Below are 20910 nucleotides of genomic sequence, written 5' to 3' on the forward strand. Positions count from 1 at the left end.
TAGCTGCACATGCACGGATTTTTAATCTGAACGAATTGAATATCGGTTATTTTGCCCGACCCATTAGTTTTTTACGGAATATCATATACTCACATGCGAATTTTCCAAGTCATCAACGTACGCTGGTTCAATGCCACTTCGTGGTATGCCCTTTACCTGAGCAAACTCCTGCAGGATGCCGGACACGAAGTCCTTCTCATCACAGTCCCCGGCTCTGAAACCGAGGAAAAAGCAGTTGAAATGGGACTCAATGTTAAAACCATTGAACTCAACTCCGCTCATCCGCATAAACTCATCAAGGCCTGTGCTCAGGTATATTCCCTGATCAAAAAGCACAAACCGCAAGTGGTAAACTGCCATCGCGGCGAAGCATTCTTCTGGTGGGGTATCCTGCGCAAAATAGGTATGGGTTACAAACTGGTCAGGACCAGAGGTGACCAGCGGCTACCAAAAAGCGACTTCTTCAACCGCTACCTGCATTCCAAAGTAGCTGATGCAGTTGTGGTAACCAATAAAAGAATGGCCGACCATTTTCTAAATAAAATGGAACTGGCCGAAAACCGCCTGTGGTTAATCCACGGCGGTGTAGACAGTGATAAATTCTGCTTCGATCCCGAAGGTCGCCAGCAGGTAAGAGGAAAATACGGATTCAGCGAAGACGATGTTGTCATCGGCATGCTTGGCCGGTTCGACCGGGTTAAAGGTCAGAAGGAACTCATCGAGGCTCTGGCTAAAACCCGCAACAACGTTCATGGCAAGAGCATCAAGCTATTCCTGATAGGCTTCCCAACAGCGACCAGCAAGCATGAAGTTGATACTTGGCTCACAAGTAACGGACTGACCGATATCACAGCCATCAGCGGAAAATGTGAAGACGTAACAGCCTGCATCTCAGCTATGGATATCGGGGTAATTGCTTCGCTCTGGTCTGAGACCATTGCCCGTGCTGCGCTAGAAATCATGGCCTGCGAAATACCGTTGATCTCAACATCAGTAGGTGTAATGCCCGACCTTCTGCCGCAAGAAGCACTCGTACCCCCGCAGGATGTCAATCAACTTTCGCTCAAGCTGACCGAAGCAATCAACGACCCTGAATTCAGGCAAAGACTTCTTACTGAACACAAAAGAACAATGTCCCAACTATCAGGAGAAGACTTCCTGAAAAGGACCATGACTTTATACCAAGGCATATTGTGATGCCCCCGGCGTCTGGAGAAGGGAAAACTTTCACTATGCTTCGCATATAGCTTATCAAGATTAATATCAAAACAAGACCGCAATATCTCGAAAGATATTGCGGTCTTGTTTTGAAAATTGCCTAGCCAATTTATACGCGAAGCTTAACAAAAAAGTTTGGGATTCTTAAACCCTTTGCAAAGGGTTTAAGGCCCCGACAGGGTCCCCGAAGGGTCGCCGGAGGCAAATATTACTCAGGTCCGAAAGTGGAACGTATTTTTTCGAGCTGCCGGGAGACTTCGTAAATCGTCCGGGCGTAGACCATGGAATGGTTATAGCGGTAGATTACTTTGAGCTTCTTTTTCTTACTCAGGGAATTTTTCCAGCCGTGGCGTTTCAAAAAACTTGCCATGCTGAAAAGGGCATCCTCGCGGCTGAAAAGGTCGATACGCCCATCCTTGTCGCCATCTACAGCGTAGTGAATAGCGGTACTGGGCATAAACTGGCAAATTCCAAAAGCTCCGTAAGGGGAGCCGGGAATCTCTGTGGGGACAAGGGAGTTTTCAGATGAAAACTTTAATAGCGCGGAAAGCTCACGGTAGGCCCAGTCAGCCTTTTTCCTGGTCCTTTTTTTAAGCCAGGCCAGATCTTTTTCTTCCAGCTTTTCATAACCGAGTTCATCAATAAATTTAAGAGGATCAGGGCTGGCAGCCATGTTAGCAAGGTTGCTGAAAGCAGGAGCATCGCCAAGGGTAAACCCAAGCTTGGTCTCTACCAATAGAAGTGCAACCAACACTGACGGCGCTACACCGTATTCTTTATCAATTTTCTGCAGCAGAGTGTAATGCTCACGAAGATAAGAGTATCCGCCGGCCAACATGATCGGACCGACGTACCTTTCATCAAATTCCTTTTCCCGGGCAACTTTTTTTGCCGGGGGCTCAAATCTTCGCTTGAGTAAAACCCGCATCTTGCGAGCCATCATAGCCGAGTCATACTCCAATGAACTGACGGAAAAGACAGTATCAACATACTCGCGGTTGAATCCATCAGCCACAAGTCTATCTTTTAGTTCGTCCCAGCTATGTGAATCTCCAGCGTAAACAAAACCGCTGCTTCCAAGAAATAAAATAAGAAAAAGTACTGCCAGTTTCCTGAACATTTTACCGTCTAACTCCGTTAAAGCCTGTTCATGGGTACATTAGCCATTTCTTCTTCAAAATCGTCGTCTATGTATTCCGAATAATCAGCTACATTGAATTTACTGCCGCAGGACCCGCAGCGTAAAAACACGCCGCGTCACTCGCGATGCGTATACAGATCTCCACCACACTTGCTGCAACGCCCCTCTTGATCGGGGTTGTTGTCATGCTTCTTATTGAAAAGACTACGCCCTCTAAACATTTTCCCTCCGCTCATCCGCAATATAAATTTCATCAAAGCTTTCTGTCCACAACAAAAATCCGGCAGACTGCCTACTGGCAGTCTGCCGGATAAAATCAATCATATCAGAGTATGATGATCCCGGTCCTTAGTTAGTTTTAAGGGAGGGATTCATGTCACCCATGGCAACGTAAAGTTTAGCGAGTGCAACCTGATAGTCAGACAGAGCCTGAATCAGCTGTGCTTCACTGTCACTCAAACGGGACTGAGCGTTAAGCACTTCGTTGTTGGTGCTGACCTGAGCCTGATAACGGGCCATGGCCATTCTGTAACCTTCGCGACCTGCTTCAACGGACTTACGGCCAACACCGATACGGTCGGCAGCAGCTTTGAGTCTGAGCAGCTGGTCCTTAATTTCGTAGGAAGCTTCAAGGCGGGTATTATCAAACTCAGCCTTGATTTTCTTTACGTTGTCTTCGGCGCGCTTGGTGTCGTAGTAAGTCTGACCCCAGCTGAAAACTTCCCAGTTCAGGTTAGCGCCTACATTCCAGGAATCGGGGCGGTTGCGGTAGTTGTATTTGTTGGTGCTGACAGAAGGATCATCACCATCACTGCTGTAATTGAAGTCAGCAGTAATATCGGGATAAAAACCGCTTTCGGCGATGGTCACATCTTCTTCTGAAATTTCAACTGCCTTACGGGCAATCTTCAGGTCGGGACGGCCTTTGTCAGCTTTCTCAATGCACTGATCAAGAGTCATTGAAAACGGCAGGTAGGTCAGCTCACCGGAGTAATCCACTTTTTTCTCAATGGGCAGGTTGAGCAAAGTGTTCAACCTTGCAGCCCTCGAATCCACGGAGTTCTTGGCGATAAGCAGATCCTGTTCTGCGTTTGCAAGCTCAACTTCAGCCTGCAGAACATCAACTCTCGGACGAAGGCCGACCTGATAGAAAGCCTGAATAACATCAAGCTGGGACTGCAGACGGGCAACAGAGTCCTGCTTACTTTTAACTTCCATACGTCCCTGCAGCAGGGTCAGGAAAGAAGTCTGAATATTACTGATCAGGGTCAGTTCTGCATTGTAAAGGCTGGCCTCGGTTGAAGCACGCTGCAGCTTGGTTTTCTGGTACTTAGAAAGCAACTCGAACCCCTTGAAGACAGGCTGGCTGACATTAATTGAAAAAGCCCACTTGTCCTGATAGCCGGCCGGAGTATCTCCTGAGCGAGGCGTGTCATCAAAATGAGTGTAACCGTACTTGGCAGTAACAGGACCACCGAAGGCTCCGCGCTGTCTCTTTACATCGCTTTCAGCCGCCAGCAGATCTTTACGAGCTGCAATGATGGACGGGTTCTGCTTCAGCCCAAGCTTTACGCACTCCTCAAGGGTGAGTTTAACCTCAGCACCCACAGCGTCATCAGTGACAGCCTGCGGGACCTGTGCTGTAGCCTCTTCCATAGAGACCGGTGCTTTTGCTTCACCGAGGGTGTTTTCTCCCTGATCCTGTGCATGAGCAAAGGAAACTGATGACAGCATGAAAATCAAAACTAATAAAAACGGAACATTGCGTTTCATTCTACACATCCTGAACGTGTGGTTATTATCTTTGGAAGAATTAATATACAAAAATCAAAACCTATATAGATGTTCCAGCGGAAGGAATCAAGCATCAATTTTGTTTTAAACACTAGGAAACAGCCGCACAATCGGTTTTATCTCCCTGCAGCTTGTCCACTGCATGCTTCAAAGCGGGCAGTACAGCTTCAAGACTTTCCCGCACAGCTTTGGGACTACCGGGGAAATTAACAACTACACTTTCCCCGAGCGTACCGGCAACAGCACGCGAAATCATTGCGTGGGGAGTTTTTTCCAATCCAGTAGCGGTGATAGCCCTTTCAAATCCCGGTAAACGCTTTTCGATTACGGCCAGAGTAGCTTCAGGAGAAACATCGCGCGGCCCAACTCCGGTTCCGCCCGTGGTCATAATCAGGTCATAACCGTCTACGTGCGCCAGATGCATAAGCAGAGCTTTCAAATCAGCGCACTCATCAGGAATGAGATAACCTTCGGCAATGGAAACCGGAAGTGCATTTTTTATCATTTCGGCAATAAGCGGCCCGGCTTCATCTTTTCTTTCGCCTGCGGCCCCCTTATCACTCAAAGTGACGTAAGCTAGGGAGTAGCCTTCTTTTTTTATGGTTAAAGGAGCAGTCGTATCCGGCAATTCAGCAAGGACCTCAGCAATCCATGACTTTGCACCCGGAACCCCGGAAGTCCAAAAGCCGGATATAATGCGCAGTAGTTCGACTCCACCGTTCTCAAGCACCATCCCGGCCCGCAGTCCTTTGGTCCCCCCGAAAACTGCAGCACAGACACATCCCTTCGGCAGGAAACTGGAATCACCTAACACAATTCTGCTTCCGGGACCTACTCCATTTGTCGTAGAAAAATCACATTCAAACACAAAAAAACTCCTTATGAAAATCAGGCCAGCAATACAGCCAGAATCCCGGTAATAAAAATTCCGTCAAAAGTTCCGGCCCCGCCGATAGAAACCACCGGAGCATCAAGCACCCTGCGGGTGGCCGGAGTAGCAAGGTGCAACAGGTCCGCACCTATCAAAGTACCGAGGCTTCCGGCAACATAAGCCGCTATAGGTGCCATTTCACCCTGCACAAAAATCAAAGCCGCCAACGCGGTAATTAATGGCGGGATAAGCACCGGAATACCAATCCCGACACCGGGAATAGGCCGGGCAAGGGCGTAAGTCGCCGCGCTCACCAATGCCACGCAAAGCAGAATAGAAAAGTCAAACCCGGATCTGCTAAGTAAAGACAAGGACAGCAGAACCGGAATTACGCAACCGCCCAAATTCACGGCAACAACCTGATTGGTTAGGGTTGCTGCTTCGCGCTGTACATCCAGCGGAGAATAGGGGTTAAACATACGTACCTGCCTGATTCGCACATCAGGGACAAGTCTTTCAGAACGAAAGACCGGGATATTAACCCCGCTTCCGAATAAAGTGGCTATAAGGAGCAGAAAACCCTGTCCCGCAGTCAGCCCCAGCTTTGAGAAAGCTACGGTAATGAGACCAACCTGTACAAATATAAACAAAAAGAATATGAGGACAAAAAAAATGACGCCCAGAAAAACTACAGTGGGCAGTGAAAACATGGGGCCGCGCATAGTACGTAAACTCCTTGTTTGCGAAGTTGGACAAATTCAGGCTATTTAATGCTATAAATGCAGACACCTCAAGAATTTATTGTTAATTTAATTACGGCTTACCAGAGAGAATCACTGTAAGGAAGGTATAAAATGAAAGGAATTATTCTGGCCGGGGGGTCTGGTACCAGACTTTATCCCCTGACAAGAGTGGTCAGCAAACAGCTCCTGCCTGTTTATGATAAACCCATGATCTACTACCCGCTTTCCATCCATATGATGTCGGGTATCCGTGATATCCTGATCATATCCACCCCGGAAGACCTGCATAGATTTAAAGACCTTCTTGGTGACGGCTCAAATCTGGGGATCAACATTTCATATGAAGTACAGCCGAAACCGGAAGGTTTAGCGCAGGCGTTCATTATCGGTGAGGATTTCATAGGCGATGACAGCGTAAGCCTGATCCTCGGCGACAACATATTTTACGGACACGACCTGCCGCACATCCTGCAAAAGACAGCTGCACTGGAAGAAGGCGGGACTGTTTTCGCATACGCAGTCAAGGACCCCAAACGATATGGCGTTGTAGAATTCGACAAAAACCAGACCGTGATCAGCATTGAGGAAAAGCCGGAAATCCCCAAATCTAAATTTGCGGTAACAGGGCTCTATTTTTACGACAACTCGGTCATTGAAATCGCCAAGAGCATCAAGCCTTCTTCCCGCGGAGAATTGGAAATCACTGATGTGAACAACGAATATCTCAAGCGCGGTAAGCTTAATGTAGAGCTGCTTGGGCGCGGATATGCATGGCTGGACATGGGTACCCACCAATCTTTGCTCCGCGCCGCTTCTTATGTTGAAGCGGTTCAGGAAAGACAAGGATTCATGCTGGCCTGTCTGGAAGAAATCGCCTTCCGTATGGGATATATTTCCATTGAAGAACTTAAAGACATGGCTACAGATATGCTTAAAAATGACTACGGACAATATCTGATGGGAATCTACAACGACGCAAAGGCGAAAAGTTAATGAAAAAAACAATCATCACATTGATTATCACCTTGGCCCTGCTGGCCCCATGTGCAGGATTTTGCGGAACCTCGGACATCTCAGCCCAGTTTGATAAGCTTTCAGGAGTTGAAGCCTCCTTCAGAACTCTAGGCATGAAAATAGAGAAGATAGCCGGAGCCGACACCAAACCGGACCGGGTATACGCACTGCAGGACATGGCCGACATGTGCAAAACCAGCAAAATGCAAGTTCACAGCCTGACTTCGCTTTTCTCTGTAGTCAACCTTGTTAAACGCGAAAAGAATTTTCAAAACAGGGAAGCGGAATTACTTAAAAAGAAATGTGGATATGCACACAACGACTTCAGTCGGCGCAAAGCATTCATCCGGGATATTCTAGCCAAAGCCAAAGATCAGAAGCTGAAAGATCTCGCTCATATCTTTGACGCACAACTTGAGATAGTGCTGGAGCAATTGACAGCGATAAACAACAAATTCAAATAAAAAAGGCCCGCACTTGCGGGCCTTTTTTATTTGAAAAGAACAAATAGTCTTTTCTAAAATTTCTTAATGATGACCTTCGTTTTTGGTTTCATTAATCCTGCGGAAGATCATGAAAAGCATCCATGCAAGATAACCAAAAATGAGTGATACACCTACAAAGCCAGCAGTGGTGCTGTGGCCCATGTTGCTGATAAGTTCGCCGATCATTCCCAAATACCTCCAAGTATTTAACCCGATTCATTACAAAAATTTTAATTAGTCTTCGCTATATTTCTCAATAATGTCAAGCTCTAGTTTAAGTATAAATATTGACAAACTGCTTCATATATATATGATAAAGCATAGATAGAAATAAATTAAGCTTAACTATACTAGCGAATTATACAACAGCTAGTTGATGTTACTCTTTTTAATTTCACCAGGGGATGAGAATGGGGAAGGATAAAACAGAGAGCAAATCCGGACTGATGGGCAAACTAAAGACCAAGCTGGACCGCATGCTTGGTAGAAATGCGGAAGAATCACTGGATATTGAATTCAAGCCGCAAAAAGATATACCTGCCGCAAGGCGTGCTTTCAGAATTGACGTGGATAATATGCATGTCATCTGTCGCACCCCAAGAGTCAAATGCCGCATACTGGACATCAGCGCCGGCGGCATCGGTTTTGCCAGCAACAAAGAATTTCCCGTAGGCACTGTTGTCGAGGCGGTACTGCTCTGGTCCGGAAAACCGGTTCTGAAAAATGTTAAGCTCAAAATTGCCAGAAGAACCCCGAAAATAGTGGGCTGTGAATTTATAGAACTTGAAAGAGCTCAAGACAAAGTTATCAGCAAGATAGTACTTGCCGCCCAGAAACGTTTAATCGAGAAAAAACACTCCGGCAAACACCCTGACACAACAGAAGAAGAAATGGCAAAAGAAATTGAAGCCCAAAAAAAACGCGGCATCACTCCTGCTTCCAAGAAAAAAATAAAGCTCTAACCCCGACTACAGGCCGGAAATAACAGGAAAAAGCCCATGAAAACAGTTATTCTTGACAGCTACACATTAAATCCAGGCGACAATCCATGGACCGGACTGGAAGAGCTCTGCGAACTGGCTGTATATGACCGCACTAAACCGGAACAAATTCTCGAAAGAGCCGCTGAAGCGGACATTATTCTGACCAACAAGACCGTTCTGAATGCGGACACTATCAAGGCTCTGCCCAAACTCAAATTTATTTCAGTACTTGCCACCGGATATAACGTGGTCGACCTTGATGAGGCAGCAGCCAGAAATATCCCGGTATCAAATGTCCCGGACTACTCTCCGCCCTCTGTTGCCCAGCATGTTTTTGCCATGATTCTTAACCATGCCAACAGAGTCGCCATGCACGATCAGGCAGTGAAAGAAGGCCAATGGGCACAGCAGGAAGATTTCTGCTTCTGGAACGCACCGCTCATCGAACTGGCTGGCAAGAAGATGGGAATCGTCGGATTCGGCGCCATCGGCCAGAAAGTTGGAACAATAGCCAATTCTTTCGGCATGGAAGTTCTAGCCTATGCACCAAGACCGAAACCGGAACCGCATTACAGTCCGTTTAACTTCGTCTCCCTTGAAGAACTCTTCCGGGAAGCTGATGTAGTCTCCTTGCACTGTCCGCTGACAGCCGAAAATGAAAAATTTATCAACAAAGAACTGCTTTCAACTATGAAAGCAAATGCATACCTGATCAACACCGCGCGCGGACCTCTCATTGATGAGGCTGCCTTGGCTGAAGCTCTGACAGAAGGAGTTATAGCCGGAGCAGCTCTTGACGTGGTAGAGAAAGAACCGATGCTCCCCGGCAATCCCCTTTCAGGGACACCCAACCTGACCATTACTCCGCATATCGCTTGGGCAACCCTTGAGGCCCGCTCAAGACTGACCGGAATTACCGTGGCTAACGTGAAAGCCTTCCTGCAAGGAAAAGCGGTAAATGTAGTTAACGGGGTTTAGGAACCATCACTAAAATAATAAAAAGGGCTGATATAGATATCTATATCAGCCCTTTTTATTTGGTCTCATTTAACTATATAAAAATATCAGATTTCACCGGCACCGTATTTCTGAACAGTGAAGATGAGGTCTGCCTTGCGAACAGGTTTGGTCAAAAAGAAATCACAGCCGACCTCATAAGCTTTGTCTTCATTTTCCGGCAATGCATGTGCAGTTACAGCGACGATGGGGGTTTTTTTCCGGCTGTTTTCTTTCTCAAAACCGCGAATAAGTGTGGTTGCCTCGTAACCGTCAGTTACAGGCATTTCAATATCCATGAGAACCACATCATATTCGTTACGTTGGAACAATTCGAAAGCTTCGCTGCCGTTTTCAGCTACATCAATGGAATACGGAAACTTCTTCAAGTACAACTGCACCAGAAGCACATTGTTCTCACAATCTTCTGCAAGTAAAATATTCAAAGGCCTAACCGCTCCATCCAAAACTTTTACACCGACAGCACTTTTTTCTGCATCAAGCATTTATACACCCTGCACTAACTCAAAAAAACAGACCCCCGAAAACAGCCTGCTCCTCCCTATGCCCCGACCAGACTTGATATACTAACACATCACCAAAAGCAACCGCCCATAGAGACAAAATAACACAGCTAACCAAAGTAGCAAGTGCTAACTTATTTATCTTCCGGACATTGCCCTTACCTTTGCCGCAAACAACTCCAGATCATTAGGATCTCCGTCCTTGTAATCATCCGGATAAAGAAGTGCGGACATAAAAAAGACACTGCCAACCTCAAGGGACTGGGAAGCAGAAAGAGAAAAACGCTCAATGCGCTCTTTTACTTCATTCTGAACTGATTCAGTCAATGGTGCAATTTCATCGAAGAGACCTGCCAGTACCATGGCTTTTCGGCGCATTAATTCTTTGTAGCCGGCGTCATCATTATTATCATAAAGTACTTTATGCGCCTCTGCTTCTATTTCGCGAATCTGTTTGGCAATACTTTCAAGCCTGTCCGCCAGCAATTCATATGGATTACCGGAAACCATAACTCCTCCAGCTTTTGTTTTGCAGGCATATTAGGACCCGGCCAGCACAAAAGCAAGAGGAGTTAAAAATATTCAGCCTATACTGAGTTCTCATAACGAACCGCACATATGCCGGTAGTTTCCGCATTCAATTTTATTCATGAAAGGACAAGGACTTTTCATAAACCACTTCTTGCGCGGACACCAGAAACGATCCTTAAACGGCTCGTTGCATCCATCGGATGTCAACTTTTTTCTACGCTGATTACCAATTGTTATATAGTTACCTTCGGTGCGTACTTCAATGAGAGTCATAATGACCTCCACCGGCTTGCTTCAGCTCATATTGACTGAATCCTCCTTTGGGCAGTTACCTGATTTACAATCTTCTACAACTGAAATATATTATGCACCTAATATGCCATACTAAGCAGATAGGAAATTCTTTCCCTTTACATCCTGAAAAAATGGTCATAACAGATAACGTTTGTGTTTATCATCACAGCGAAATAAATCCGGCAGTGCCAAAAGGGTGACAGTCGGTTCAAGGAGCATACTTTGCCAATACTTTCAGCCAGCACAGGAATCACCAGATACAGGATCCTGGAAGACGTCAGCGATGATCTGATCCGGGAAATACCCGAAAAATTAGCTAAATTTGCTTTCAAGGATATTGACCATACTGCTGAAGAACGTTCCTTCGGCTGGGTAAACATGGATGATATGCTTGATGACAAATGGGCTGTATCTCCGCCGGAAAAAGCCCAGTACTTCACATTTTCCCTGCGCCTTGATACCCGAAGAATCCAGCCCGCAGTACTGAAAAAACATTTCCAGATTGCGCTTAATCATGAGCTGGCTGAAGCTAAGAAAGAGGGAAAAAACTTCATCTCCCGTGACCGTAAAAGGGAAATCAAGGAACAAGTTTCCCTTAAGCTGCGCGCACGCTCCCTGCCCATCCCGGCGGTTTTTGATGTGGTCTGGAACGTACCTGAAAACCGGGTCTACCTTGCTGCCACCAACTCCAAGGTCATGGACCTGTTCACAGACCATTTTTCAGACACTTTCGAACTGACTCTCGAACCACTGACTCCCTTCTTTCTGGCCATGGAAATGCTCGGCGAAGAGGCTGTACAGAAACTTGAATCGCTCGACCCCACCTACTTCGTAGGCTAGGGAATTAAAGAATCTACTCAAAGGAGCACCAGTTATGGACCTCATGATGTTAGCCGAAAGGGAAAACACACTTCTGGGTCAGGACTTTCTGACCTGGCTCTGGTATAAAAGTGAAATTCAGGACGGCATGTTTGAACTTGAAAACGGCGAACGCTTCATGCTCTACATGGAACAGCGCATGTCTGTTCAGGGCGGCGACGGCGAGAACGTTGATACCGCAACAGTGAACTCCGCCAGCGGCGATATGACCGAAGTGCTCTATGGCCTGCGCACCGGTAAGAAAGTTACCCGCTGCCAGCTGAAGATGGAAATCGACGAGAACCTCTGGCAGGTTCAGCTCAAGGCTGAAGATTTCACCATGAGCGGGCTTAAAACCCCTAAAGTGGAGATGAAAGACGAAGAAGGCGATGATCCGGATGCAAAGTTTCTGGAAAAGATCTATTTGATCGAAAAATGCATTTCCCTCTTTGACCACGTCTTCAAAGAATTCATAACCGTCCGCATTTCAGACCAATGGAAAGATGAGGTTTCCCGCTTCCAGAGCTGGCTGCGCGAAGGAGAAAAATAGGCATGGCTAAGATCACATTGGCGGCATTCGGGGACAGTCTAACTGAAGGGTACGGTCTTCCGGCTTACAGCTCCCTTCCGGCACAGCTTGAACGCAAACTGCTGGAAGAAGGCTTCCATGTGGCTATTAATAATTTCGGCCTGTCCGGGGATACTTCCGCGGACGGGCTCTTCCGCCTTGCCAATGTTATCGAAAGCGAACCGGATGCAGCGTACATCGAATTCGGCGCAAATGACTGCTTCCAGCTCATGGACCCCGAGCAGACCAAGATAAATCTCTCCCGCATGGTGGAGGCATTTCAGGAAGCAAATATCCCGGTCCTGCTGCTTGGCTTCAAACCCATGAACTTCACCCCGCAATCCTATTCATCCGAATTCAGCAGCATCTTTACTGACGTTGCCGATAAATTCAGTGTTCCCCTCTACCCGTCCCTGACCGAAGGGATCGGTGAAGCCCCTGAATATTACCAGCCTGACGGCGTACATCCGAACAGCGAGGGTGTAGCGGTAATGGTCAACAAAATGTTTCCTGCATTCAAATCCTTTCTGGAGTCCATCTCCGGGTAATTGATATTGTTTTTTCCACTCAGCCCATGTATCTTTTGCATTAAAGCATGGGAGAAAAGATGGAAAAGAACAGTAGCCCCGAATCTGCTACAGCCGAAAATACAGCAGAAGAACAAATTATGGGACCTCAAGCCCCTGAGCGTCCTTCTGTTGCATTGATCATAGGTTCGGAAGGGATAAAATCATTCTGCGCTCTGCCTTTTATAGAATACCTGCAAGAAGAGAAGATTAACCTTGATCTTGTAATAGGGGTCAGCGGCGGAGCTCTGCTGGCCGGATTCATGGGTGCAGGCTATGATCTCAAGCAGATTCAAGAAGTCTTTTCCAAAACCGTAGACCCACGCTTTTATACCGACGTAGACTATAATTCCGTACTTGAAATAGCCAGCACCGGCATGGGCAAGTTCACTGCCGAATCCGGTATCCTTAAGACAGACTGTCTACGCCGAACTTACGAAACCCTGTTCAAAAAAACTGACATTTCCGACCTTTCTCCCAAAACCCTAATTGCCACCACCGACCTTGAAACCGGAAAACCGGTCATTCTTGAAGAAGGTAACCTTGCGCAGGCCATCTATGCCAGCAGCGCAATCTACCCGCTCATGCCGCCGGGAAATGTTGACGGCAGGCGACTCATCGACGGTGCATTCTCCTCACCTGTGCCGATCATGGAATGCGTAAAGCGGCAGATAGACATCATTATCGCCATCTATTTTGACGATGCCTGCAACCCGGAACCGGACAGTTTTGTATCCAGCTACTTCAATACCTCGCGCATCTTCAAACGCTCCATACTCACCAGTCAACTTCCTCTTTCCATAGACATGCACCACCATGAAATCATTCCGGTATACATCAAACATCCACGTCCCATAGAACTCTGGGAAGTAAAGAAGCTCACTGAAATCGTTCATGCAGGAAAAGTAGCCTTCACCAATAAGAAATCAGATTTCAATGAAGCAGTCTCAGAATTTAAAATTAAAATGAAGCAGCGCGAAGCAGAGCGACAGGAAAAAGAAGCAGAACTGAAAATAGAACAGGAAAGAGCTGCTGCCGAAGAGAAAAGACATGAAGAGGCCTTGAAAAAAATGAAACAAGGAACCTCTGCAAAGAAACAACCTGAACAGCCTAAAGCAGAAGAACCTCCCAAAAAACGGAAGTTTAAAATCGTCAAAACACACAAAGACCGTAGGGGAAGCGGTGTATGAAAACTTTCATTTTGCTGCTGGCTATAATCTGCATGCCAATTCCGCTGCATGCCGGGGAAATCGTACTGGGCGCTATGTTCGGCCTCCGGGACAGCCAAGCACCCACGGCTCAGGAAGCCCTGAACGGCGCATTACTGGCGGTTAAAAAAATAAATAAATCCAAGAGCGAGATTAAAATAAGACTCGATATTGAAGCCACCACCGGAGAAACAACAGGTATTCTTAACGGTGCGAATAAGTTAGCCCAGTCCAAAGGAATCATCGCTGCCACCGGAATAATTGATGACAACGCGGCCCTCACTGCCGGACCGGCATTTCAAGCTGTCCAACTTCCATTCCTATGTACAGGAGCACAGTCAGACGCGCTCTCCCATATAGGCTCAAACATTTTCAGCCTCGCTGTTCCCGACATACGAACAGGGCAACTTCTGGCAGAATTCACTACCAACACAATGCAAATCAGCAACATAATGCTTATCCGTTCCGACCTTGCCGACAGCACTGCCCGTCAGGCAGACAGCTATGCCCGCCGCTTCAAACACAACGGCGGCAAGATTATGGCAGAAATGCGCATCACCGAACCGGAACCGGACCTCTCTTTCATCAGCACAAAACTACAAGAATTAGTTCCCCCGCAACCAACGAACAGCACGGTGGTAAATGACACAGTTGGAGTCAGCGACTTCGTAGACAGTGCAGCAGGCATTACCACCCAGAAACGGGAAACCGAACCAGCCAAGCCGCAAGTGGAAGCCGTTGTAATCTTTGCCCCGGCCTATATTGCCACTAACATACTTGGACAACTGCAAAAATACGAACAAACCTATTCCATAATCGGCGGGACTTCATTCGATACCGTTCCCATGCAACAGCCCATGAAAGATTACCCATCAACCGTTTATTTTGCAGCTCAGGCAGCCATTGATAGTGAAGCACAATTGGTGCGTTCTTTCGTTGATTCCTACAAAGAACTGTTCGGCAATTCTCCCCAGACAGGCTACGCTGCCTTAGGTTTTGATTCCATCATGCTTCTGGCTGCGACAGCGCAAAAACATGGAGCATCATCTGCAGCAGTTCGCAATGGGCTGGGACAGATTAAAGACTTCGAAGGAGTGAGTGGAACAATATCATTCCAAGGCAATGGAGCGGAAAAACCGCTTTATGTGATGCAATTCAGATCAGGTCAAAAATCAATGGCGACAATACTCAAATAAAATCAGTCATCTTCAAGACTACGCCTTACAGCACGAACCAAAAGAAGTATCAGCACTGCTGCGGCTGCCAGCACTGCCACCATTTCCAAATTCACAGTGCCCATGCGTACTCCGGCAGACAAAAGATGCCCGCCGGCAGTTAGAAATACAGTCTCAGGTATCAAACAAACCACACTCATGATCAGGAACGGCAGGAAGCGCACGCCAGTTGCCGCCCACAGATAGTTGGCAATAGAATAAGGAACCACTGGGACAATCCTGCTTAAAGCAAGAACCTTAAGCGGATGCTTGCGGCTGAGCATTTCCATCTTCATAAAATTCGGGTTATTGCGAAATATTTTGAACATCCGCCCGCGCAACACAAATCTTCCCAGAAGAAAAGACAAAGACGATCCCACAGCCATGCTGACCAGACACATGGCCGTTCCTTTTACGGCCCCGAAAAGGACTCCGGCAACCACAGTAAACAGGGTCTGTGGGATTACCAGCACCATGCCGATCACATTAATAAGCATAAACAGAAATGGTGCAAAATTGCCGCTGGCCTCAATCCATGCAGTAAGCGCGGAAAGGTGCCCTTCTCCGTAATGCTCGATTGCAAAAGAAAGAATCCCCACGACCGCCATAATAACGACACCGTGCAGAATCAGTTTTTTCGAATGAGATTTTTCCGAATGCATATTCCCCCTTCACTTGACGCCTTAAATATCATACCTTCACGGTCGGAAGTTGACGTGACATCCATCAAGGATAAGGATAACACTCGCTGACCGACTCACTATTTAATTACTGAAAAAATCAGTTTCAGAAAACAATAATCAGGGGAAAATATGCGCTACGAACTCAAACTCATGGACACCCTTTCCGGAACCGGATGCTTTGCCGCGTTCCCCGGTCCCAACCTGAGCTTCTCTGAAGTACTGGCCTATCTGGAAGAACATCCATACGACGAATTCATGCACCGCCATATGCTGGACATGCTGGGTAAACACCGGACCCGCAAAATCCAGAAGCTGATCAAGGAGATCAAGGGTGATCCTAAAAAGAAAGTTCTTGCCGCCCTCATTTACGAAGCAGCCATCACCCATCCCCGCCTTGCCTCTTTGCGTGCTGAAGTGGAAGCAACCTTTGATGCTGAGGAGCTCAAAGAGTACAGCCCGACTCTGCACCTGCGTTCCCATCTTCTGGAAGACCAGCCCCTGCACAACAAGTGGACCGGTATTTTCTCTGACAATATGGAAATGCACGAAGAACTGCCCACAATTGAAGAAGCCGGGATTGAGCAACTCTACAAGCCAGAAGAACTGCCCTCCAAAGATTTCACAACCGCTTCCACCATCCGGGAGAAACTGGGCAATGAATCAAAACTTCCTCCGGCCAAGGAGCGCGCACCAATTGAGGAAGTAACCGCCAACGCCAACAAGAAACTTGAAGCTATCGGTGTTTTCATGGGTCCTCAGATGCGCCAGAAAGGATGCCTCAGCCCCTTTGCTGTTCTCCATCACTGGATGGTCGACAACCGCACAGACAACGGCTGTCTGAGCAACTCCCTGCGCGCCATCCAGACCAGTTACGGTCGCGGTTTCACTTTTGAGCAGGCCTGCGTATCCTGTACAATGGAGGTTGCCGAAAGAGTCAGTTCCTATGCAAGTGTCGACAAATCCGGCATTGCCAACCGTACTGCCTCCCTGCCTGTCAGCAAGGGATCATACGAAGAAATTTCCAAAGAAATTCCGGCAATCAACCCCGATGACCTCGGCCTTGAAGCTCCTTACGAAGGTCAGGAAATCTGGTGGATGCCTGCGGAAAAATTTGACGGGGAAAAGCATGTACAGGCGAAAGTTCCGGTACAGCACGTCTTCCTGTTCTGTAACCTTGACGAACAAAACCTGTTCAGCGGACTCAGCTCCACCGGACTTGCATCCGGCAACACCGTTGCTGAAGCACGCCTCAGCGGCCTGCTGGAGGTTCTGGAACGCGACTGCAACACCACCACTCCCTTTAATAAAGAAAGATGCTTCACCATTGAATCCGAAGCCCCCGAAGTTCAGAAACATCTCAATGCCATGGAAGAAAGTGGTATCAAAGTATGGTTTCAGGATATGACATCCGAACTGGGTGTTCCCTGCTACACCGCCTTTGCAGTGGGCAAACACGGGGACATCAACAAAGGTGGAGGCTGTTCGCTTTCCGGCAAACGCGCCCTGCTCTCGGCACTAACCGAGATTCCATATCCGTTCCCCGGACCGCCCACTTCTGAAATTCCTGAGGGGCTCCCGGTACGCAAGCTGGAAGACCTGCCCGACCTGACTACCGGAAGTGCGGACGGCGATGTGATGGTTATTGAAAACACACTGGCTGCCAACGGTTTTGCCCCCTACTACGTGGACCTGACCCGCAAGGATCTCGAAATCCCGGTAACAAGGGCAATCATCCCCGGACTCGAAATAGTTTCTGATCTCGACAAGTTCTCACGCATCAGCAAAAGGCTGTATAGAAACTATCTCGACATAAAAAATCTTCTGTAATATGTTCTCTCTAAGCTTGACTACTTAAAAGACAAAGTATATCAAGCATTACTTCCGTGCCGGGATGGTGGAATTGGTAGACACCCGAGACTTAAAATCTCGTAATCCTTGCGATTGTGCGGGTTCAAGTCCCGCTCCCGGTACCAGATAAAAATAAGGGTTCAGCTAAAATCTTAATGATTTCAAGCTGAACCCTTTTTTGTTTCGATATTTGAATATTTGGCTGTTTATCAGAAATTGCCAATCAATATGCTGGAATTGAGCAACATGTCCGCAACAGACATCTATGCTCGTTTACATTCAGTCACTATCTGCTGCACACCAGTAATATTCACTGGCAAGATCATCTTGCTGTCAGCACCTTTGCTGCTACCATCACCCAGCAGTACAACAAACGGCTTCCAATTCTCCACACTCTGAGCGCGAACCTCATCAGCTACCTGCTCAAAAATATCTCCCGCCAGATCTTCACTTATTAAGACAATGTCGGGCCTCAACAAAGAAACTGCCCGCAAGCCTTTATCAACCGTTTCACGAATGACCAGAGTAAAGCCGTTCCAATTGGAAGATATTTTTCGCATTTCATTAATATTTTCGGGATCATCATCAATGCACAAGATAGTAGGAACAGGCTCATCGTCTTCCACCTGTTCAGGCTGTTCATCCACTTCAGTATTAATGGCAGAATTTTCGGGTTCAGCCATTGAAAAATCGAGAACTTCCGAAATAATCTCTTTCAAATGATGAACGGCAGATGCAATATTCTCTACATCGGAACGCATTTTTCCCGGTAGACCATCATCACTCAATAAAACATCTGAAAATTCAACAATGGTATTGAGAGGGGTGCTCAGCTCGTAACTCATACGGGATAGGAACTCTGATTTTGCCTTACTCGCAGCATCGGCAGACTCCTTCGCATCCTTGAGCTGCTTCTCAGCTAAGACTCTATCGGTGATATCCACAAAACTTTCCAGCAAATAAGCATCCTCACCTCGCTTGAACGGTACAACACTTTTTAAAATAGATTTGCCATTGGACAACCTGCGTACAGCATGATCAACTTCCTGCCCGAAATCCGTCACCGGGCACTTCCCAACTTCAGCAGGACATATATATTTGTGGCAGACAGTTCCCAAAGCCTCCTCGCGATTTACACCGATAATCCGGGCTGCCGTTTCATTCATATCCGCAATTGTATGAGTATCGGCAGCAATGACTACAACTCCGGCCTGCACCCCCTGCAAAACAGCGTTGGTATAATCCTGCTGATCCTTGAGCCGTCTTTCCATCTCACTGCGCTGGCTGATATCCATAAATGCTTCAAGAACAAGACGCTCGCCTGACAGAGTGATATAAGCCGCATTTTTCAGCACTGTGAGTTCTTTACCTCTGGCGGTCTTAATCTTCACCTCATTTTCATAAGAACTCTCAATATTACGCGAAAACGGGCAGTCATGTTCAGAAGAAAAACAAAAGACCTTATCACAACGATTACCGAGAACCTTTTCCTCAGAGTCGGCCTCGAAAAGACGCAATGCTTCGGAGTTGGCCTTAATCACTTCCCGGTTCTCGTTGACAATAACCATCCCGACCGGAATCGAATCAAGGATAATTTCAATGGCTGATTTGGCATCTTCAAGGTTTTTAGCCTTGGATTCCCGGTCATCCAGAATAGAGCGGATGTTGAAAATAATGCGAAAAAAAATGAACAGACAGAGCGGAATGGAAACAATAATAACCCCCAACCTAAAATTATTCATTCTGGCATTCGCTTGCGCCTTAAGCGAACTCAGACGTTTTATTTCTATCTGAGTCTCATGAAAAATCTTACTGGAAGATTCCCTGGCCCTGAGGATAAGGGCTTCTATCTGCATACCCCGAAAGTTCAACGCATCGTGAACTTTTTTCAGCGTAGGACTATCATCCGAGCCTAGCAATTTCCGCAAACCAGAATAAATACCTTCTGTCGCTACTTCCAGCTCATAAATCTTAGGGTTCAGATCAATAACTTCCAGAACATATCCGGCTTCCTTTTCTCTGTGAAATGAAATCAACTCATCAACTTCATCCCTATCGTAAAAGTTTGCCGGGAAAGTGTTCTTAAAAGTTCCGCCCCCCTGCAGCACAGACAAAATATCTTCAAGCTTGCTGAAGCTGTGATTAATATCCTTATTGAGGACCTCAACTTTACGCAGGTCCGTGGTATCAATCATCCTTGCTATGCCCAGTTCCACCATAAGTAAGCGATGCATAATCGCCTTCCCCAGCTCCGAACGGGCCTGCTGGTTTTCAATTTCACGGTCATATCGATTCAGATAGTTCAGCTGCAACCTGTCCACGACATAAATCACTGCAAAAGTGATAAAGAAAACCAGGCAGAGAAATAAAACTTTGGAAGTAACCTGCTCTTTGAGCAAGCCGGAAAGTTTTCTATTTAACATCATATAATCCGTATTTATTGAATATGGCCTTGCCTTCAGCGCTGGACGCATACTCCATAAAAGCCTTGGAAATATCAGGGTAACGGGAGAATCGCAGCAATCCGATTATTAATTTCTTTTTTCCTGCATACTTATCACTGATCGGCAATACACTTAAGCTTTCACTGTTTTCCGACCAGGTTGAAGTAGCGTACCAGTTAATAACAAGGTCAGCCTCTTTATCCTTAAGAACACGGACAAGATCTTTTGAGTCTGTGGTCATCATCTGCACATTGTCGGCAACTTGTGTGAATATTCCTTTTTTGGTCAATATTTTCTCGGTCTCGCGCCCGATACTGCCACTTTCCGGGTTACCGATTACCACGTAATAACTTTTGTCGGCCATGCTATCCAGATTACCCGGAATATTTTTAGGATTACCTTTTTGAACCATCATAGCAGCCTTATTAAATCCAACATGAACGGTATCCGTGACCAATCCCTGCTCAAGGCAGGCCTGAATATAAGAACCTGAACCGGGCAGATAAAGATCTCCGATCTTGTTAGCTTTAATGGATTTTAAAAGATTCCCAGATCCACCCTTGGTAATCAGTACTTTGCAATCATATTTTTGCTCGATAATGCCTGCTATCTCGGTCATGGGCTTAATCATGGTAATGCCGCAATAGATCAATATTTCTTTTTCCTGCTCAACTTCCTGCTGCTGGCACCCGGACATGACAACCAAGCCCAGTACAAGTAAGAGAGTGAGAACAAATTGATTAATATTTATATTTAGCTGACACAATTTCATTTTACTTTCCCTGATTCAGGTTTGCTTATGTTGGTGAAAACGATCCATATCATAACATAAATTTGAATCAAATATTGAGATATATGCCTGAGCAAGAGAATTAAGCTCTCACTTATACTCAGTCAGCCATAAAAAACTTGCATTTATCCCATCCA

General features: G+C 46.6%; 23 protein-coding genes and 1 tRNA gene. 12 read left to right on the forward strand and 12 right to left on the reverse strand.

The genetic code is table 11. The features are described 5' to 3' along the window. The first annotated feature begins 93 nt into the window (after positions 1 to 93). Positions 94 to 1197, forward strand: a complete 1104-nt coding sequence (locus tag ACNI23_RS08645) for a glycosyltransferase (RefSeq protein ID WP_420247963.1) — start codon at positions 94 to 96, stop codon at positions 1195 to 1197. A 229-nt stretch (positions 1198 to 1426) separates the two neighbouring features. Here ACNI23_RS08645 and ACNI23_RS08650 read toward each other — a convergent pair whose 3' ends face one another. From ACNI23_RS08650 to ACNI23_RS08670, 5 genes are all read right to left on the reverse strand, one after another. Next, positions 1427 to 2338 carry a lytic murein transglycosylase gene (locus tag ACNI23_RS08650; protein ID WP_420247965.1) on the reverse strand — a complete coding sequence of 304 codons (912 nt, stop codon included), beginning with the start codon at positions 2336 to 2338 and terminating at the stop codon, positions 1427 to 1429. Positions 2339 to 2355: 17 nt separating this feature from the next. Beyond that, a complete protein-coding gene (locus ACNI23_RS08655) occupies positions 2356 to 2595 on the reverse strand; it encodes a dual CXXC motif small (seleno)protein (RefSeq protein WP_420250563.1) in 240 nt (79 codons plus the stop codon). A gap of 112 nt (positions 2596 to 2707) precedes the next feature. Further along, positions 2708 to 4132 carry a TolC family protein gene (locus ACNI23_RS08660; protein WP_420247966.1) on the reverse strand — a complete coding sequence of 475 codons (1425 nt, stop codon included), beginning with the start codon at positions 4130 to 4132 and terminating at the stop codon, positions 2708 to 2710. 112 nt (positions 4133 to 4244) lie between these two features. Then, positions 4245 to 5021, reverse strand: coding sequence for a MogA/MoaB family molybdenum cofactor biosynthesis protein (locus ACNI23_RS08665; protein ID WP_420247968.1), 777 nt, complete (start codon positions 5019 to 5021; stop codon positions 4245 to 4247). A gap of 20 nt (positions 5022 to 5041) precedes the next feature. Then, a complete protein-coding gene (locus ACNI23_RS08670; RefSeq protein ID WP_420247970.1) occupies positions 5042 to 5746 on the reverse strand; it encodes a DUF1614 domain-containing protein in 705 nt (234 codons plus the stop codon). 132 nt (positions 5747 to 5878) lie between these two features. Here ACNI23_RS08670 and rfbA point away from each other — a divergent pair, with 132 nt between their 5' ends. Together rfbA and ACNI23_RS08680 are read left to right on the forward strand one after the other, a co-directional pair. Then, a complete protein-coding gene (gene rfbA / locus ACNI23_RS08675) occupies positions 5879 to 6760 on the forward strand; it encodes a glucose-1-phosphate thymidylyltransferase RfbA (RefSeq protein WP_420247972.1) in 882 nt (293 codons plus the stop codon). Continuing rightward, positions 6760 to 7245 (forward strand): hypothetical protein, encoded by a 486-nt coding sequence (locus ACNI23_RS08680; protein WP_420247973.1) that lies wholly within the window; start codon positions 6760 to 6762, stop codon positions 7243 to 7245. Before rfbA ends, ACNI23_RS08680 begins: the two co-directional genes overlap by 1 nt. Before the next feature lie 63 nt (positions 7246 to 7308). Here the strand turns inward: ACNI23_RS08680 and ACNI23_RS08685 are convergent, their stop codons facing one another. Continuing rightward, positions 7309 to 7452: a hypothetical protein gene (locus ACNI23_RS08685; protein ID WP_015852496.1), complete on the reverse strand. Its 144-nt coding sequence runs from the start codon at positions 7450 to 7452 to the stop codon at positions 7309 to 7311. Positions 7453 to 7676: 224 nt separating this feature from the next. Between ACNI23_RS08685 and ACNI23_RS08690 the strand changes: the two genes are divergently transcribed. Further along, positions 7677 to 8228, forward strand: coding sequence for a PilZ domain-containing protein (locus ACNI23_RS08690; protein WP_420247975.1), 552 nt, complete (start codon positions 7677 to 7679; stop codon positions 8226 to 8228). Positions 8229 to 8264: 36 nt separating this feature from the next. Then, a complete protein-coding gene (locus ACNI23_RS08695) occupies positions 8265 to 9227 on the forward strand; it encodes a D-2-hydroxyacid dehydrogenase (protein WP_420247976.1) in 963 nt (320 codons plus the stop codon). Between the two features lie 86 nt (positions 9228 to 9313). Here the strand turns inward: ACNI23_RS08695 and ACNI23_RS08700 are convergent, their stop codons facing one another. The 3 genes from ACNI23_RS08700 to ACNI23_RS08710 form a co-directional block, all read right to left on the reverse strand. After that, positions 9314 to 9751 carry a response regulator gene (locus ACNI23_RS08700; RefSeq protein WP_420247978.1) on the reverse strand — a complete coding sequence of 146 codons (438 nt, stop codon included), beginning with the start codon at positions 9749 to 9751 and terminating at the stop codon, positions 9314 to 9316. A 156-nt stretch (positions 9752 to 9907) separates the two neighbouring features. After that, positions 9908 to 10279, reverse strand: coding sequence for a hypothetical protein (locus tag ACNI23_RS08705; RefSeq protein ID WP_420247979.1), 372 nt, complete (start codon positions 10277 to 10279; stop codon positions 9908 to 9910). Positions 10280 to 10369: 90 nt separating this feature from the next. After that, on the reverse strand, positions 10370 to 10573 hold the full coding sequence (locus tag ACNI23_RS08710) for a hypothetical protein (protein ID WP_420247981.1): 204 nt from the start codon (positions 10571 to 10573) through the stop codon (positions 10370 to 10372). Between the two features lie 243 nt (positions 10574 to 10816). Here ACNI23_RS08710 and rdgC point away from each other — a divergent pair, with 243 nt between their 5' ends. Genes rdgC through ACNI23_RS08735 form a run of 5 tightly spaced genes read left to right on the forward strand, consistent with a single transcriptional unit; the run spans position 10817 to position 14990 of the window. After that, entirely contained in the window at positions 10817 to 11434 is a 618-nt protein-coding gene (gene rdgC / locus ACNI23_RS08715; protein WP_420247983.1) for a recombination-associated protein RdgC, read from the forward strand. A 34-nt stretch (positions 11435 to 11468) separates the two neighbouring features. Next, the gene (locus tag ACNI23_RS08720) at positions 11469 to 12002 is read left to right on the forward strand and encodes a hypothetical protein (protein WP_420247985.1); all 534 of its coding nucleotides are present in this window, start codon (positions 11469 to 11471) and stop codon (positions 12000 to 12002) included. A gap of 2 nt (positions 12003 to 12004) precedes the next feature. Then, a complete protein-coding gene (locus tag ACNI23_RS08725) occupies positions 12005 to 12568 on the forward strand; it encodes an arylesterase (RefSeq protein ID WP_420247987.1) in 564 nt (187 codons plus the stop codon). A 59-nt stretch (positions 12569 to 12627) separates the two neighbouring features. Further along, positions 12628 to 13776, forward strand: a complete 1149-nt coding sequence (locus tag ACNI23_RS08730; protein WP_420247989.1) for a patatin-like phospholipase family protein — start codon at positions 12628 to 12630, stop codon at positions 13774 to 13776. Next, positions 13773 to 14990, forward strand: coding sequence for an ABC transporter substrate-binding protein (locus tag ACNI23_RS08735; protein WP_420247990.1), 1218 nt, complete (start codon positions 13773 to 13775; stop codon positions 14988 to 14990). The genes ACNI23_RS08730 and ACNI23_RS08735 overlap by 4 nt, the downstream gene beginning before the upstream one ends. Before the next feature lie 2 nt (positions 14991 to 14992). Here ACNI23_RS08735 and ACNI23_RS08740 read toward each other — a convergent pair whose 3' ends face one another. After that, the gene (locus ACNI23_RS08740; RefSeq protein WP_420247992.1) at positions 14993 to 15670 is read right to left on the reverse strand and encodes a TVP38/TMEM64 family protein; all 678 of its coding nucleotides are present in this window, start codon (positions 15668 to 15670) and stop codon (positions 14993 to 14995) included. 150 nt (positions 15671 to 15820) lie between these two features. Between ACNI23_RS08740 and ACNI23_RS08745 the strand changes: the two genes are divergently transcribed. Beyond that, positions 15821 to 17518, forward strand: coding sequence for a YcaO-like family protein (locus ACNI23_RS08745; RefSeq protein ID WP_420247994.1), 1698 nt, complete (start codon positions 15821 to 15823; stop codon positions 17516 to 17518). 58 nt (positions 17519 to 17576) lie between these two features. Beyond that, positions 17577 to 17664: transfer RNA gene (locus tag ACNI23_RS08750), tRNA-Leu, on the forward strand. Between the two features lie 138 nt (positions 17665 to 17802). Here the strand turns inward: ACNI23_RS08750 and ACNI23_RS08755 are convergent. Both ACNI23_RS08755 and ACNI23_RS08760 read right to left on the reverse strand, forming a co-directional pair. Continuing rightward, a complete protein-coding gene (locus ACNI23_RS08755; protein WP_420247996.1) occupies positions 17803 to 19962 on the reverse strand; it encodes a PAS domain-containing protein in 2160 nt (719 codons plus the stop codon). Further along, a complete protein-coding gene (locus ACNI23_RS08760) occupies positions 19952 to 20755 on the reverse strand; it encodes a substrate-binding domain-containing protein (RefSeq protein ID WP_420247998.1) in 804 nt (267 codons plus the stop codon). Before ACNI23_RS08760 ends, ACNI23_RS08755 begins: the two co-directional genes overlap by 11 nt. Between the last annotated feature and the right edge of the window lie 155 nt (positions 20756 to 20910).

It is taken from the genome of Maridesulfovibrio pacificus (SeqCode), assembly GCF_048612815.1.
Classification (GTDB): domain Bacteria; phylum Desulfobacterota; class Desulfovibrionia; order Desulfovibrionales; family Desulfovibrionaceae; genus Maridesulfovibrio; species Maridesulfovibrio pacificus.